Here is a 14651-nt window from a genome sequence, read left to right as displayed (position 1 = left end):
GGGAACGATCCATCTCACCCCATCCTAAACAACATCATCCAAGCGTGTCGGCTCATGCATAGGACAGCCATTGAACGTCCCGCGGAAGTCGGCGGACATTTTGTAACTCTCCTTGCGCGCGCGATTGACGCCGCCCAGTGGCTGATGGTCCGCCAAGCCATGCCAAGGGCTGAACGACAGCGCGTCTTCCGTCTTCTCGCTGGCACCATTTTCCCAAGCGATCTGCGGTTCGACGGTCAATATCGCCACGGTGCGATAGGGGCTGATCTCTTCGTCCCATTCCACCGATGGGTCTTCGACCGGCATCTTGTCGATGTCAGTGCAAAGCTGCACGCGCAATTCCCATACGCCGCCTTGCTCGACCAACAGTTCGTTCACCGCTGTCCGGATGGCGTCGGGTCGTCCAGTCGCGTTGATCGTCTCGTCGGCATAGTCCTTGATCGCCGATACAGGCGCGAGCGAGAATTTGGCGATATAGGCGCCATAACGATAGGGCGTCTGGGTATAATAGGTCGCGCCCAGCGGATGGACCGGCTTCGCTCCGCCCAGCGTCTGGAGCAGCGATGATTCCACGCCGACCGCTTCCAGCGCCGCCTCCGCACCGCGCAACACGGACGACAACAGCTTCTTGGCGCCTTCCGCCTTGTCCGTGGTCTTGGCGAGCAATTTCAGATTGCCCAGAAACGCTTTGGGGTCCGGTGCGGCGAAAGCGGGGCCGTTGACCATGATGAAGTCCTGCGTCGTATCGCCCTCCGATCCGGACAGGCGTGCGCCTTCTACGCCCATGATCTTGAGCGCCAGACCGCGCGGCAGCCGGATCGAATCATCCAATATGTCGCCTGCATTGGTCGACAGCCGGAAGATGGCATCATAACGGCCAGGCTTGGCGAACAGCCCCTGCGCCAGTTCGGGCGGCAGGTCTGCCGCTACCTCCAAAACACCTCGCGCCAGCCCATGCCCCTTGGCATGGACGGACCGGACCGCATGGCCATAATCCTGTGATGTGGTGTCCAATATCGTCTGGAACTGCTCCTTCAGCCCTGCGATCGTTTCCTGCTCATCCGGCGCGACGGTTTCGACCGAAGGGTTGAAGGGGATATATTGGGTCATCGGACATCCTCACTATGGCGTCATCCGTGAACCCCTGTCCAAGCGACACGTTCCCGCGAAGGGGCAAGGGCTGCCAGCACAGTCGGCAGCTTTTGATCTCGATCAATCCCGCGTGCAAAAATCGCGGATGTTAGGGGAGGGGGGCTTAAATTCGCGCCAGCAATTCGGCCTTCTTCGTCTCGAACTCGGCCTGGCTCACAATGCCCTTGGCATGCAGGTCGGCAAGACGCTCGATCTGGGCGAAAACGGCCATAGCCTCTTCCTCTCCACGATCGGGCGAAGGAGAAGCCGTATCGGCTGGCGGCGGACTATCCTGCACGCCGTCCCCATCCACAACGGCCAGACTATCCAGCCGAACCGGCCCATGCTGGCTGTTCAGGGTCAGCGAGTGACCACTGCCCTGCTGCTGGCCCAGACCCGTGATCCGATGATCGGCCGTGTCGTAGATCGTCACCGCCCCGCCATCGTCAATCACGAGGCGATGAATGTCGGGAAAGACCGCATAGCGCCGGTGATTTTGCGATCCGGACGATGCGGGCTGTCCGAAATCGCCCGGCCACCAGCGAGAATCTGGGGTAGCGGCATCCTTCGCCAGCAGATCGCCGCCAACCAGCATCGCGACATCCGCGCACAGGGCGGCGACCTTCGCCTTCAGGCCCGCGTTGAACATGTCGCCGACCATTAGCATGCCGCCGCGCGACCATTGGCCCATGCCGCCCAGATCGGGATGATTAAACTGAGCCTGCCGTCCGCCGCCGCGCTCCATCGCCAGCAACAGGGCGACGACCGCCCCCTGATCCACGTCATGTTTTCGCGCGATCGCTGCGGTCTGCGCGTCGCCTTCGCGCGTCAGTCGGTGTCGCGCCGTCGCGCTGGCATCGGGTGTGTGTCGCTGGTCGGTCATGCAGACCGGACGAACGATCCGAGCATCGGTTCCGCCCGCACCGTCACGCGCACAGAAAGGCTAGATATTGCCCTGCTCTTCTTCCGGCACATAATCGTCCGGCCGATAGTAAAGCTGCGCGCATTCCGCGCGCAGGCAGCCTTCTTCCATCACCAGGTCATCGCGCCACGCGTCCCGAATAAAATCCATGCTGTCGAGATGCCGGTCTTCGAAATACATGCGATGCACGTCATCGCGGCCCGCGCCATAGACGATCCGGCCGATATGCGCCCAGATCGATCCCATGGTGCACATGCCGCATGGTTGTAGCGTCGAATAAAGCGTCGCCCCTCCCAGGTCCATGTCGCCATAGACCGGACCCGCCGTGCGTATCGCCATGATTTCCGCATGGGCCGTCGCGTCGTTCAGTTCCTGCGTCTGGTTTACCGTCGCAGCGAGTTGCGTCCCATCCTTCACGATGATGGCGGCGATCGGCGTGTCCGACGGATCGCTGCCCTTTTCCCGCGCCAGGGCGATGGCCTTGCGCATCCAAGCGCGGTCTTCTTCGGTAATCATCTGTTCGCCCCGTCATGGATTGTCGGGGTGGACGCCCGATGGTTGGGGGAAGTTCCGTCCGCGCCCGCCTGCCCGACAAAGCCTCAGCCTGTCAAAGCAAGCTCCGCCCGTGCGATGGTCGGCCGCTGCGCGATGCACCCATCCGCTGGCCCGCGATCAAAATTTTTCTGTCGCCTGCATCAACATTGCTTGCAGGACGTTTCTCTATCCGATCGATAGATAAGGTCCATGGGGCGGCGAGGGATATCCATGCAGGACGGACAGGCACAATATGGCGACAGCAGCGATGGACTGTTCGGCCGGTGGCGCGCGCGGCTGTCGCAGGCATTGCTGCGTGACCCGGCGGTAGTGCTGATCGACCGCCCCGCCGACGCCCTGTACCACGTGCCCGAACCGGACAGTTTGCCGCACGGCACTGGCGAAATGGCGAACTGATCCCTTTTCGCCGTTGCAAGATCGTCTATATCGGCGCCGTTCCCTTCGCCGAATTTCCCAGGAGATAGCATGGCCACCAATCCCCGCGTCGCCACCCGCGCCGTCGACAGCCTGTTTCTGGAGCGCTGGTCGCCCCGCGCCTTTGATTCCTCCGCCATCCCGCAGGCGGATCTGGACACCATCCTCGACGCCGCGCGCTGGGCGCCATCGGCCTTCAACTATCAGCCCTGGCGCATCCTCTATGCCCATCGCGACAGCGCTGACTGGCCGCGCTTCCTGGAATTGCTGGCGCCGTTCAACCAGAGCTGGGCGCAAAATGCCGGGGCGCTGCTGTTCATTCTGTCTGACACGCTGATGGCCGCGCCGGGTTCGGACGACTTCAAACCGTCGCATAGCCACAGCTTCGACGCGGGCGCCGCCTGGGCGCTGCTGGCGTTGCAGGCGACCCGGCTGGGCTATCACACCCACGGCATGACCGGCGTCGATTTCGACAAGGCGCGCACTGCGCTGGCGGTGCCCGAACGCTTCCGTATCGAAGCGGCGATCGCGATCGGCCGTCAAGGCGACAAGGCGACCTTGCCCGAAGCGCTACAATCCCGCGAAGCGCCCAGCGACCGCAAGCCGATCGAAGCCTTCGCCCATCAGGGCAATTTCGCGGGCTGACACAGTAGGGTTGGGCCATCCTCTTCATGGCCCAACCCACCCGCCGCCATCCTGCACCTTGCAGGAGAGGGGGGATTTGGGGCACGGTGGTGATCGGGCGTCGCATCGGCGACGCTGTGTCGCCACCATGAGTGCCAAGCCTTCATGTCCCTCAATGCAATGATTGCCGAAAGCGCCGTCGCTGCGGTCATCACCGATCCCCGGTTGCCCGACAATCCGATCGTCGCGTGCAACGACGCCTTTCTGGCGCTGACCGGCTATGACCGCGATGACATTATCGGGCGCAACTGCCGCTTCATGGTCGGCCCCGATACGGAGAAAGCCGGGATCGAGACGATCCGCGCCGCACTGCGTGACGAACGGCCGGTGCTGGTCGAACTGGTCAATTATCGCAAGGACGGCACGCGGTTCCGCAATGCGGTGATGATCGCGCCGGTCTTTGGCGAAAACGGCACGCTGGACTGGTATCTGGGATCGCAGATGGCGGTCGCATCGGACGCCGACGACAATGGCGGCAACCGTCGCGCCGAAGAGGCCGCGGCGTTGATCGGCACGCTGACGTCGCGTCAACATGCGGTGCTGGTCGGCATGGCGAAGGGGCGGCTGAACAAGCAGATCGCCTTCGACCTCGGGCTGACCGAGCGCACGGTGAAGATGCACCGCGCGGCGATGCTGCGCGCGCTGGGCGTGCGCACGGCGGCGGAGGCGATCCGCCTGGGGATCGAAGCGGGATTATAGGCGCTGTGCCGCGGGCGCGATCAGTGCGTCACGCTATGGACGAACATATAGCCTTCGTTGCGGATGGTGCGGATGACCGGGCCTTTGAGGCCACAGGCCGACAATTTGCGGCGCAGGCGGCATAGCTGGACATCGATCGACCGGTCGAAATGATCGCTGGTCGCGCCATGGACCCGGTCGAGCAGGCGGCCCCGGTCCAGCACCTGGCGGGGATGTTCGATAAAGACCCTTAGCAGCTGGAACTCGCCGTCCGATAGGGTGATGGGCGTCCCCCCGGATTGAACAATTGCCCGGTGGTCATGTCCACACGCCAGCCTTCGAACGCGGCGAAGCCATGGACCGCTGGCGCATCGGCGCGTTCGACCGGATCGGCGCGCCCGCGCAATGCAGCGCGGATGCGGGCCAGCAATTCGCGCGGATTGGCGGGTTTGGACAGGCAATCCTCCGCCCCCATTTCCAGCGCAGCGATCCGCTGCGCGTCGTCCAGCGCGGCGCTGTGGACGATCACCGGCAACCGACGCTCGATCGCCAGTTCGTGCAGCAACGTCGCGCCTTCGCCCGGTGCGATGGCGGTATCCAGCACCACCAGCGCATAGTCCGCTGCCGCCAGCCGCTCCCGCATCAGCAACGGCGATGCCGCGCCTTCGACGTTCAGCCCATAGCGGACGAAATTATCCGCCAGCTGCGCCAGTTGGGTCGTGTCGGTATCGACGATGAGCAGGCGGTTGTGCGAAATTGTCATGCCCGCAGGACGATGCCGTCGCTGGCAAACCGTCCTGCGGCCATCGGCATATTTTAATCGCGCAGCAGGTCGTTGATCGCCGTCTTCGACCGGGTCTGCGCGTCGACGCGCTTGACGATCACCGCGCAATAGAGGCTGGGACCGGGCGTACCGTCGGGCAGCGGCTTGCCGGGCAGGTTGCCGGGCACGATCACCGAATAGGGCGGCACTTCGCCCATGAAAATCTCGCCGGTGGTGCGATCGATGATCTTGGTCGACTGGCTGATGAACACGCCCATCGACAGGACAGATCCCTTGCCGATGCGCACGCCTTCCACCACTTCGGACCGCGCGCCGATGAAGCAATCATCCTCGATGATCACCGGGTCCGCCTGCAACGGCTCCAGCACGCCGCCGATGCCCACGCCGCCCGACAGATGGACATTCTTGCCGATCTGCGCGCAACTGCCCACCGTTACCCAGGTATCGACCATCGTGCCTTCGTCAACGAACGCGCCGATATTGACGAAACTGGGCATCAGGATGACATTCTTGGCGATATGCGCGCCCGCGCGGGCGAAGCTGCCCGGCACGGCGCGGAAACCGGCGGCGCGGAACGCGGCTTCGTCCCATCCGGCAAACTTGCTCGGCACCTTGTCCCACCAATGGCCCGCGCCCGGACCATTGTCGATCATGGCGTTGTCGTTCAGGCGGAAGCTCAGCAATACGGCCTTCTTCGCCCATTGGTTGACCTGCCAACCCTCAGCGGTCGGCTCGGCGACGCGCAGTTCGCCCCTGTCCAGCAGAGCCAGCGCCTTGTCCACCGCCTGGCGCACATCGCCCTGCGTAGTCAGGCTGACATTGGCGCGGTCGTCCCACGCGGCGTCGATAGTGGCGATCAGGTCTTGGCTCATGCTGCTTCCCCAATGATTTTCGCCAGAAATGGCGTCAGATGGTCGGTTTCGAAATCGATGAAATCGGGATGATGATCGTGATTACCCGCTTCCGAGCCATTATTGACCCAGATGGTGGTCATGCCGATCGCCTTGGCGGGGCGCAGGTTGCGGGCCATGTCCTCGAAAAAGGCGGCGCGGGTCGGATCGACATCATGCACGCGGCAGAGCGTGGCGTAGCCCGCCGGATCGGGTTTAGGAATATATTGGCAGGCATGGACGTCGTGGATCAGTTCGAACGCATCGCCCAGGCCCAGCCGGTCCAGCACCCGCTGCGCATAGGCCGCGTCGCCATTGGTGAAGATCAGGCGGCGGCCGGGCAGCGCGGCGATATGCGCGTTGAGCGCCGCATCGACCTCCAGCCGGTCCATCGAAATATCGTGGACATAGTCCAGATAGGCGTGCGGTTCGATGCCGTGATGATGCATCAGGCCCGCCAGCGTCGTGCCATGCTCCAGAAAATAGCGCTTCTGCGTTTCCCGCGCGATCACCGGGTCGCAGCCCAGCAATCCCTGGATGAACTCGCCCATCTTCACGTCGATCAGCGCGAACAGGTCCGCCTTCGCCGGATAGAGCGTATTGTCCAGATCGAAGATCCAGGTGTCGACATGGGCCAGTTCGCCAATCATGGCCGCGCCCTAATCCGGGGAAAGGGGAAGGGCAACCCAATAACCCTTCTCCCCATACTCCCTTATCGTTATCCCCGCCCAGGCGGGGATCCATCTCCCATCGTGTAATGTCACCGCAAGGTCTGGAGATGGATTCCCGCCTGCGCGGGAATGACGGCCGTGCATTTTGCTCTCTTTAACCGCCCAGTGTCTCACTATCCCGATAGAAAGCCTGCACCGCATCCCACGCGTCCTGCGCGGTTTCGACCCAGGTCAGCAGGTTGAGGTCGGTCGGCGAAATCACCCCTTCCTCCGCCAGCGCCTCGAAATCCACCACCCGGTTCCAGAAATCCTTGCCGAACAGCAGGATCGGAATCGGCTTCATCTTGCCGGTCTGGATCAGCGTCAGCAGTTCGAACATCTCGTCGAACGTGCCGAACCCGCCGGGAAAGACCGCCAGCGCGCGGGCACGCAACAGGAAGTGCATCTTGCGCAGCGCGAAATAGTGGAACTGGAAACTCAGTTCCGGGGTAACAAAACGATTGGGCGCCTGTTCGTGCGGCAGGACGATATTCATGCCGATCGTCGTCTGTCCGACATCGATCGCGCCGCGATTGGCCGCTTCCATGATCGAGGGGCCACCGCCCGAACAGACCACGAAATGCCGGTCGCCATCCGCATTGACCGGATATTCCGCCGCGATCCGCGCCAGCGCGCGCGCTTCCTCATAATAGCGCGCCTTGGCGCCCAGATTTTCCGCGATGCGCTTCTGTTCGGGCGTCGTCGCCGCGTCGATCCGCGCCTGCACCTGATCGGGTTCGGGGATGCGCGCGGAGCCATAGAAGACGAAGGTCGATGCGATCTTCGCCTCGTCCATCAGCAATTGGGGCTTCAACAATTCCAGCTGGAACCGCACCGGGCGCAAATCTTCGCGCAGCAGGAAATCCGTATCCTGGAAAGCCAGCTTGTAGGCGGCGCTCTGAGTCTGCGGGGTGCCAAGTTGCTTCTTGGCGTCATGGGCCTCTTCGCGGGCCGGGCGGAATTTGCGTTCTTCAATTTCTTTTTTCGTCATTTGCACCAACTTAGGGACGCGCGATGACAAAACCAAGTCTGCTCAGCGGCAAAAGCCATCACAGCATCACCTGTTCCCGCGAAGGCGGGAACCCAGTCCCGCCGTTTCAACTGGGTTCCCGCCTGCGCGGGAACACGTCCAGCCTAAACTTTCTCAGCGGCAAAATCCCCCACGCCCGCCCATGTCGAAATGAAAATGGTCGCGATGCGCGGCGTTATAGTCCGGGCTGAGCACCGTGTTGAACCGCTTGCACGCGCTGGCATGGACCAATTTCAGGAACTGGCGCGTCTGCCGGTCGCCGTCCCAATCCTTCTGGATGCTGATGCGCCGTCCGTCGCTCAGGACGAAGGCGGACACGTCGATCGCATTGCTATGCGCATGTTCGCTCAGCCTGCCGCTGCCGGCGATCGGTCGGCAATTGTAGGTGCCGAACGTCTCGATCTTCTCGATTTCCGCGCCCAGCACTAGCCGCGCCGCAGGTTGCACGCCATAGCGCGCCCAGGCCGCGAAATTGGCCGCCAGATTGCACGTCATCGCGCCCAAATTGGTCGCAGGCACGCCGATGTCGAGCAGCTTGACGCTGTTGACCGCGCTGCACCCGCCACCGAAATTCCGGTCGGGCAGGGGGGTGAAGGCGACCGCCTGCGACTCCAGCCTGGCGAAACATTGCCGCGTTTCCATCGCTGGTTGTGCAGGCGCACGCACGGGCCTGGACGGCTGTGTCGGCGGCGTCGGCGCGCGCGCCATTCGCCCGCGCGGGACCAGGTCGCCGCTGCACGCGCTCAGCATCGTTGCACATAACACGGCCAAGGCCGCGCCGCGCAGAAACCCTGTTTCCGTCACCCGCTTTTCCATGAATCAGGTGTTTACCATTGCAAATCTTTACGAAAGTTAACGGGCCGAAGCGGTTCGTCGCATTTGGATAATCGGCTTGACTCTTTTTACGATGAGACTAGTGCCGCCGACGGGCCACGCGGTCCCAACGCCGCGCTGCTCTCTGTAAGGAGACGCTACATGACTGATTTGACTGCCGTTGACGCCACCATTGCGCCTGCCGCAAAGCCCGCAACCCGTCCGGCTCGCCCCTTTTTCTCTTCCGGTCCCTGCGCCAAGCCTCCGGGCTGGAGCGCCGACAAGCTGGCGACGGAGTCGCTCGGCCGCTCGCACCGCGCCAAGATCGGCAAAACTCGCCTCGCTTACAGCATCGACCTGATGCGTGAGTTGCTGAACCTGCCCGACACCCACCGCATCGGCATCGTCCCCGGCTCCGACACCGGCGCTTTCGAAATGGCGATGTGGACGATGCTGGGGGCGCGCCCCGTCACGACGATCGCCTGGGAAAGCTTCGGCGAAGGCTGGGTCACGGACGCCGCCAAGCAGCTTAAGCTCGACCCCACCGTCATCCGCGCCGAATACGGCCAGTTGCCCGACCTGAGCGCCGTTGATTTTTCCAACGACGTGCTGTTCACCTGGAACGGCACCACCTCGGGCGTGCGCGTGCCGAACGCCGATTTCATTCCCGCCGACCGCGAAGGCCTGACCTTTGCCGACGCGACCAGCGCGGTGTTCGCCTATGACATCGACTGGACGAAGATCGACGTCGCCACCTTCTCCTGGCAGAAGGTACTGGGCGGCGAGGGCGGCCATGGCGTGCTGATCCTTGGCCCCCGCGCGGTCGAACGCCTCGAAACCTACACCCCTGCCTGGCCGCTGCCCAAGGTGTTCCGCCTGGTGTCGAAGGGCAAGCTCGCCGAAGGCGTGTTCAAGGGCGAGACGATCAACACCCCCTCCATGCTGGCGGTCGAAGACGCGATCTTCGCGCTGGAATGGGGCAAGTCGCTCGGCGGTTCGGCTGGCCTGATCGCGCGTAGCGACGCCAATGCCGCCGCGCTTGGCAAGATCGTCGCGGAACGCGACTGGCTCGGCCATCTCGCGCTCGATGAAGCGTCGCGGTCGAAGACCAGCGTCTGCCTGACCGTCGAAGGCGCCGACGAAGCCTTCATCAAGGCCTTCGCCGCCCTCCTCGAAAAGGAAGGCGCCGCCTATGACATCGCCGGTTATCGCGATGCGCCCGCAGGGCTGCGCATCTGGTGCGGCGCGACCGTCGAAACCGCGGATATCGAAGCGCTCGGCCCGTGGCTCGACTGGGCCTATGCGACCGTGAAGGCCGCTTAACTAACGTCTCCCTTATATACCCGTCATCCCAGCGAAAGCTGGGATCTCAGGCCTCTAGGTCCGACCCAGCCGCCTGAGATCCTGACCTTCGTCAGGATGACGAATTGCACAGAAAGGCAATTCGTCATGCCCAAAGTCCTTATTTCCGACAAGATGGACCCGCGCGCCGCCGCGATCTTCCGTGAACGTGGCGTGGAAGTCGATGAAATCACCGGCAAGACCCCCGAAGAACTGATCGCCATCATCGGCGACTATGACGGTCTCGCCATCCGTTCGTCCACGAAGGTGACGAAGGCGATCCTGGACGCCGCCACCAACCTCAAGGTCATCGGCCGCGCAGGCATCGGCGTCGACAATGTCGACATCCCCTATGCCAGCGCCAAGGGCGTGATCGTCATGAACACGCCGTTCGGCAATAGCATCACCACCGCCGAACATGCGATCGCGCTGATGTTCGCGCTCGCCCGCCAACTGCCCGAAGCCAACGCCCAGACGCAGCAGGGTCTGTGGCCCAAGAACGGCTTCATGGGCGTGGAAGTCACCGGCAAGACGCTGGGCCTGATCGGCGCGGGCAATATCGGTTCGATCGTCGCCACCCGCGCGCTCGGCCTCAAGATGAAGGTCGTCGCCTTCGACCCGTTCCTGACGCCCGAACGCGCCATCGAAATGGGCGTGGAAAAGGCCGATCTCGACACGCTGCTGGCCCGCGCCGACTTCATCACGCTGCACACGCCGCTGACCGACCAGACCCGCAACATCCTCAGCCGCGACAACCTCGCCAAGACCAAGAAGGGCGTGCGCATCATCAACTGCGCGCGTGGCGGCCTGATCGATGAAGCCGCGCTCAAGGACGCGCTGGATTCGGGCCAGGTCGCGGGCGCCGCGCTCGACGTGTTCCAGACCGAACCGGCCAAGGATTCGCCTTTGTTCGGCACGCCGAACTTCATCTGCACCCCGCATCTGGGCGCATCGACCGACGAAGCGCAGGTCAATGTCGCGCTCCAGGTCGCTGACCAGCTGTCCGACTATCTGCTCGACGGCGGCATCACCAATGCGCTGAACGTGCCATCGCTGTCGGCAGAAGAAGCGCCCAAGCTCAAGCCCTATATGGCGCTGGCCGAAAAGCTGGGCAGCCTGGTGGGTCAGCTGGAAGGCGACCAGATCACCGGCGTCGCGGTAGAAGTCGAAGGCCATGCCGCCGAACTGAACCAGAAGCCCATCACCGCCGCGGTCCTCGCCGGCCTGATGCGCGTCTATTCGGACACGGTGAACATGGTCAACGCGCCCTTCCTGGCGAAGGAGCGTGGCCTGGACGTGCGTGAAGTACGCCACGACCGCGAAGGCGACTACCAGACGCTGGTGCGCGTTACCGTCACCACCGAAAATGGCGACAAGTCGGTCGCAGGCACGCTGTTCGGCCACGCCCAGCCGCGCCTCGTCGAACTGTTCGGCATCAAGGTGGAGGCCGATCTCGACGGCACGATGCTCTATATCGTCAACCAGGACGCGCCCGGCTTCATCGGCCGCCTGGGTTCGACGCTGGGCGAAGCCGACGTCAATGTCGGCACCTTCCACCTGGGCCGTCGCAACCAGGGCGGCGAAGCCGTGCTGCTGCTGTCGGTCGATGGCACCGTCACCGAACCGCTGCGCTGGGAAATCTGCAACCTGACCGGCGTGAAGCAGGTGAAGCTGCTGCGCTTCGCGTAAACTCTAAAAGCCCTCTCCCCTCTGGGGAGAGGGTTGGGAGAGGGGGAGCAACGTTGCGCTTGGACCCAACGCTCAAACAACGCGCAAAGCACATGCGCGCCAATCCCACCCCCGCAGAATAAAAACTATGGCTCGCGCTGCGCGCCAACCGCTTCGAAAATCAGCAATTCACGCGCCAGACGATCATCGCGCCCTATATCGCCGATTTCGCATCAAAGGCCGCCCGCCTCATCATAGAATTAGACGGGGATACACATTCCGCCAAAGATCGCTATGACGCGCGGCGAACAGAGTTTCTGGAATCGCTGGGGTATCGCGTGATCCGTTTTGCCAATCCTGATGTGATGGGGAATATCGAGGGTGTGCTGAGCATGATAGCGCAGGCGTTGCGCGAAACCCCCTCTCCCCAACCCTCCCCCCAAGGGGGGAGGGAGTAAAGGTGCCCGCCATGATCCCGCCAAGCCTTCTCCCTGAAGGACTCTCCGATCGCCTGCCGCCGCAGGCCGAAGCCTCCGCGCGCCTCGCGCGCCGCGTGCTCGATACGGTCGCGACCCATGGCTATGAACGGGTCATGCCCCCACTCGCGGAGTTTGAGGATACGCTGACCCAGCGCCTCAAATCCATGCGCGCGCAGGATCTGGTCCGCGCCGTTGATCCGGTGTCGCAGCGCAGCCTGGCCTTCCGCCCGGACATGACGGCGCAGGTCGGCCGCATCGCCGCCACGCGCCTGGCCGCCGCGCCGCGCCCGCTGCGCCTGTCCTATGCCGGTCCCGTCATCCGCCAGAAGGCCAGCCAACTCCGCCCCGAACGCGAAAAACTCCAACTCGGCGCGGAATTGATCGGCAGCGACAGCGCCGCCGCCGCGGTGGAGATCGTCAACATCGCGATCGAAGCGTTGCAGGCGGCGGGCGTCACCGGCATCACCATCGACTTCACGCTGCCCGACCTGATCGACGCGCTGGCCGTCGGCCCGCTGCCGCTAGCCGCGCATGAAGTCGAGGCGGTCCGTACCGAACTAGACGCCAAGGACGCTGGCGCGCTCGTCGCGATCAGCCCCGCCGCCGCCGCCTATCTGCCGCTTATCGAAGCGACCGGGCCGTTCCACCCCGCCATGGCGCGGCTCGAAGCGTTCAGCGCGCAACTGGGCGGCGCGATCGACAGCCGGATCGCGGGCCTGCGCGCCATCGCCAAGCCGATCGGCTGGGACATCACCCTGACGCTCGACCCCACCGAACGGCATGGCTTTGAATTTCAGAACTGGTTCGGCTTCTCCATCTTCGCCGAAGGCTTCATCGGTGAAATCGGCCGCGGCGGCAGCTATGCCATCGCCCGGGCGGACGGTGCGGACGAACCGGCCATGGGCTTTTCCCTCTATCCCGACCCGCTGATCGACGCGGGGTTCGGCGGCGAAGCGCCCAAGCGCCTGTTTCTGCCGCTCGGCCATGACGCCGCGCGCGCGACCGACCTGCGCGCGCAAGGCTGGCATACCGTTGCCGCCCTGTCGCAAGGCGAGGATGGCGCGGCCCAGCGCTGCTCGCACTGGCTGGATGGCGCAAGCCCGCGCGCCTATTGACTTGACTTCATCGGGGCAGCGCGGCTAACGCGCGCCCCGCATAGGGTGGCCGCAACAATGTCGCGCCGCCCGCTTCATCCCACCGGCATGCCGAGTCCCGTCGAAGGGCATGGCCGGTCCGCGCGGCGGGCGGAGGACTGTATCTGTGGCAAATGTGACCGTGATCGGCGCCCAATGGGGCGACGAAGGCAAAGGCAAGATCGTCGACTGGCTGTCGGAGCGTGCCGACGTCGTCGCCCGTTTCCAGGGCGGGCATAATGCCGGCCATACGCTGGTGGTGGGCGAAAAGGTTTACAAGCTGTCGCTGCTGCCGTCGGGCATCGTGCGCGGCACCTTGAGCGTCATCGGAAATGGCGTCGTGCTGGACCCCTGGCACTTCCGCGATGAGGTCGCCAAGCTCAAGGGGCAGGGTGTCACCATCACGCCAGACAATCTCCAGATCGCCGAAACCTGCCCGCTGATCCTGCCCTTTCACCGCGACCTCGACGGCCTGCGCGAAGATGCATCGGGCGCGGGCAAGATCGGCACCACCCGTCGCGGCATCGGCCCGGCCTATGAGGACAAGGTCGGCCGCCGCGCTATCCGCGTCTGCGACCTGGCCCATCTGGACGATCTCGACCTCCAGATCGACCGCCTGACCGCCCATCATGACGCCCTGCGCGCGGGCTTTGGCGAAGCGCCGATCGATCGCGCGCAGCTGATGGCCGACCTCACCGAAATCGCCGACTTCATCCTGCCCTTCGTCAAGCCGGTCTGGCTGACGCTGAACAAGGCGAAGGCGGACGGTAAGCGCATCCTGTTCGAAGGTGCGCAGGGCACGCTGCTCGACATCGATCATGGCACCTATCCCTTCGTCACCTCGTCCAACACGGTGGCGGGTACGGCCGCCAGCGGCACCGGCCTTGGTCCCAATGCGGCGGGCTTCGTCCTTGGCATCGTCAAGGCCTATACTACCCGCGTCGGCTCCGGCCCGTTCCCCACCGAATTGGAAGACGCCACCGGCCAGCGGCTGGGCGAACGCGGCCATGAGTTCGGCACCGTCACCGGCCGCAAGCGCCGCTGCGGCTGGTTCGACGCCGTGCTGGTGCGCCAATCGATCGCGGTATCGGGCGTCACCGGCATCGCGCTCACCAAGCTGGACGTACTCGATGGCTTCGACACGCTGAAAATCTGCGTCGGCTATAAGATCGGCGACCAGACCTACGACTATTTGCCCGCCCATGCGCAGGATCAGGCGAAGGCGCAGCCGATCTATGAGGATATCGAAGGCTGGCAGGACACGACGGCGGGCGCGCGCAGCTGGGCGGACCTGCCCGCACAGGCGATCAAATATATCCGCCGGATCGAGGAGCTGATCGGCTGCCCGGTCACGCTCGTCTCCACCAGCCCCGAACGCGACGACACCATCCTCGTCCGCGATCCCTTCGCGGATTAAGG

The 14651-nt window shown here is 63.9% G+C and carries 16 protein-coding genes and 1 pseudogene; 8 read left to right on the top strand and 9 right to left on the bottom strand.

Annotated features, from left to right (window positions below; genetic code table 11):
- Positions 1-24 precede the first annotated feature (24 nt).
- The 3 genes from U5A89_RS16900 to U5A89_RS16890 all read right to left on the bottom strand — a co-directional run bounded on the left by U5A89_RS16900 (position 25) and on the right by U5A89_RS16890 (position 2569).
- Positions 25-1110 (bottom strand): catalase family protein, encoded by a 1086-nt coding sequence (locus U5A89_RS16900; protein WP_338162210.1) that lies wholly within the window; start codon positions 1108-1110, stop codon positions 25-27.
- A 145-nt stretch (positions 1111-1255) separates the two neighbouring features.
- Complete coding sequence (locus U5A89_RS16895) at positions 1256-2014, bottom strand: SHOCT domain-containing protein (RefSeq protein ID WP_338162209.1); 759 nt, start codon at positions 2012-2014, stop codon at positions 1256-1258.
- A 60-nt stretch (positions 2015-2074) separates the two neighbouring features.
- Positions 2075-2569, bottom strand: coding sequence for a nucleoside deaminase (locus U5A89_RS16890; RefSeq protein WP_338162208.1), 495 nt, complete (start codon positions 2567-2569; stop codon positions 2075-2077).
- Between the two features lie 249 nt (positions 2570-2818).
- On the opposite strand from U5A89_RS16890, the gene U5A89_RS16885 reads away from it, so the two are divergent.
- The 3 genes from U5A89_RS16885 (at position 2819) to U5A89_RS16875 (ending at position 4405) form a co-directional block, all read left to right on the top strand.
- Positions 2819-3004, top strand: a complete 186-nt coding sequence (locus U5A89_RS16885) for a hypothetical protein (protein ID WP_338162207.1) — start codon at positions 2819-2821, stop codon at positions 3002-3004.
- 69 nt (positions 3005-3073) lie between these two features.
- Positions 3074-3667, top strand: a complete 594-nt coding sequence (locus U5A89_RS16880) for a nitroreductase family protein (protein WP_338162206.1) — start codon at positions 3074-3076, stop codon at positions 3665-3667.
- Positions 3668-3811: 144 nt separating this feature from the next.
- Positions 3812-4405, top strand: a complete 594-nt coding sequence (locus U5A89_RS16875) for a PAS domain-containing protein (protein ID WP_338162205.1) — start codon at positions 3812-3814, stop codon at positions 4403-4405.
- 20 nt (positions 4406-4425) lie between these two features.
- Here the strand turns inward: U5A89_RS16875 and U5A89_RS16870 are convergent, their stop codons facing one another.
- The 6 genes from U5A89_RS16870 to U5A89_RS16845 all read right to left on the bottom strand — a co-directional run bounded on the left by U5A89_RS16870 (position 4426) and on the right by U5A89_RS16845 (position 8614).
- On the bottom strand, positions 4426-4626 hold the full coding sequence (locus tag U5A89_RS16870) for a winged helix-turn-helix domain-containing protein (RefSeq protein WP_338163089.1): 201 nt from the start codon (positions 4624-4626) through the stop codon (positions 4426-4428).
- Positions 4627-4634: 8 nt separating this feature from the next.
- A complete protein-coding gene (locus tag U5A89_RS16865; protein ID WP_338162204.1) occupies positions 4635-5147 on the bottom strand; it encodes a response regulator transcription factor in 513 nt (170 codons plus the stop codon).
- Between the two features lie 53 nt (positions 5148-5200).
- Complete coding sequence (dapD, locus tag U5A89_RS16860; protein WP_338162203.1) at positions 5201-6040, bottom strand: 2,3,4,5-tetrahydropyridine-2,6-dicarboxylate N-succinyltransferase; 840 nt, start codon at positions 6038-6040, stop codon at positions 5201-5203.
- Positions 6037-6708: a pyrimidine 5'-nucleotidase gene (locus tag U5A89_RS16855; protein WP_338162202.1), complete on the bottom strand. Its 672-nt coding sequence runs from the start codon at positions 6706-6708 to the stop codon at positions 6037-6039. The genes dapD and U5A89_RS16855 overlap by 4 nt, the downstream gene beginning before the upstream one ends.
- A 175-nt stretch (positions 6709-6883) precedes the next feature.
- Positions 6884-7759, bottom strand: a complete 876-nt coding sequence (locus tag U5A89_RS16850) for an LOG family protein (RefSeq protein WP_338162201.1) — start codon at positions 7757-7759, stop codon at positions 6884-6886.
- A gap of 153 nt (positions 7760-7912) precedes the next feature.
- Positions 7913-8614: an extensin-like domain-containing protein gene (locus U5A89_RS16845; RefSeq protein ID WP_338162200.1), complete on the bottom strand. Its 702-nt coding sequence runs from the start codon at positions 8612-8614 to the stop codon at positions 7913-7915.
- Positions 8615-8773: 159 nt separating this feature from the next.
- On the opposite strand from U5A89_RS16845, the gene U5A89_RS16840 reads away from it, so the two are divergent.
- The 5 genes and pseudogenes from U5A89_RS16840 (at position 8774) to U5A89_RS16820 (ending at position 14649) form a co-directional block, all read left to right on the top strand.
- Positions 8774-9934, top strand: coding sequence for a phosphoserine transaminase (locus U5A89_RS16840; RefSeq protein WP_338162199.1), 1161 nt, complete (start codon positions 8774-8776; stop codon positions 9932-9934).
- A gap of 126 nt (positions 9935-10060) precedes the next feature.
- On the top strand, positions 10061-11641 hold the full coding sequence (gene serA, locus U5A89_RS16835; protein ID WP_338162198.1) for a phosphoglycerate dehydrogenase: 1581 nt from the start codon (positions 10061-10063) through the stop codon (positions 11639-11641).
- Between the two features lie 134 nt (positions 11642-11775).
- A pseudogene (locus tag U5A89_RS16830) lies at positions 11776-12078 on the top strand (endonuclease domain-containing protein); the annotation flags it as partial.
- A gap of 11 nt (positions 12079-12089) precedes the next feature.
- Positions 12090-13214 carry an ATP phosphoribosyltransferase regulatory subunit gene (locus U5A89_RS16825; RefSeq protein ID WP_338162197.1) on the top strand — a complete coding sequence of 375 codons (1125 nt, stop codon included), beginning with the start codon at positions 12090-12092 and terminating at the stop codon, positions 13212-13214.
- A gap of 145 nt (positions 13215-13359) precedes the next feature.
- The gene (locus tag U5A89_RS16820) at positions 13360-14649 is read left to right on the top strand and encodes an adenylosuccinate synthase (RefSeq protein WP_338162196.1); all 1290 of its coding nucleotides are present in this window, start codon (positions 13360-13362) and stop codon (positions 14647-14649) included.
- Positions 14650-14651 lie beyond the last annotated feature (2 nt).

This window comes from Sphingobium sp. HWE2-09 (genome assembly GCF_035989265.1).
GTDB lineage: Bacteria > Pseudomonadota > Alphaproteobacteria > Sphingomonadales > Sphingomonadaceae > Sphingobium.
Note: the sequence above shows the minus strand (reverse complement) of the source record. Positions and strands in the feature narration are given on the sequence as shown.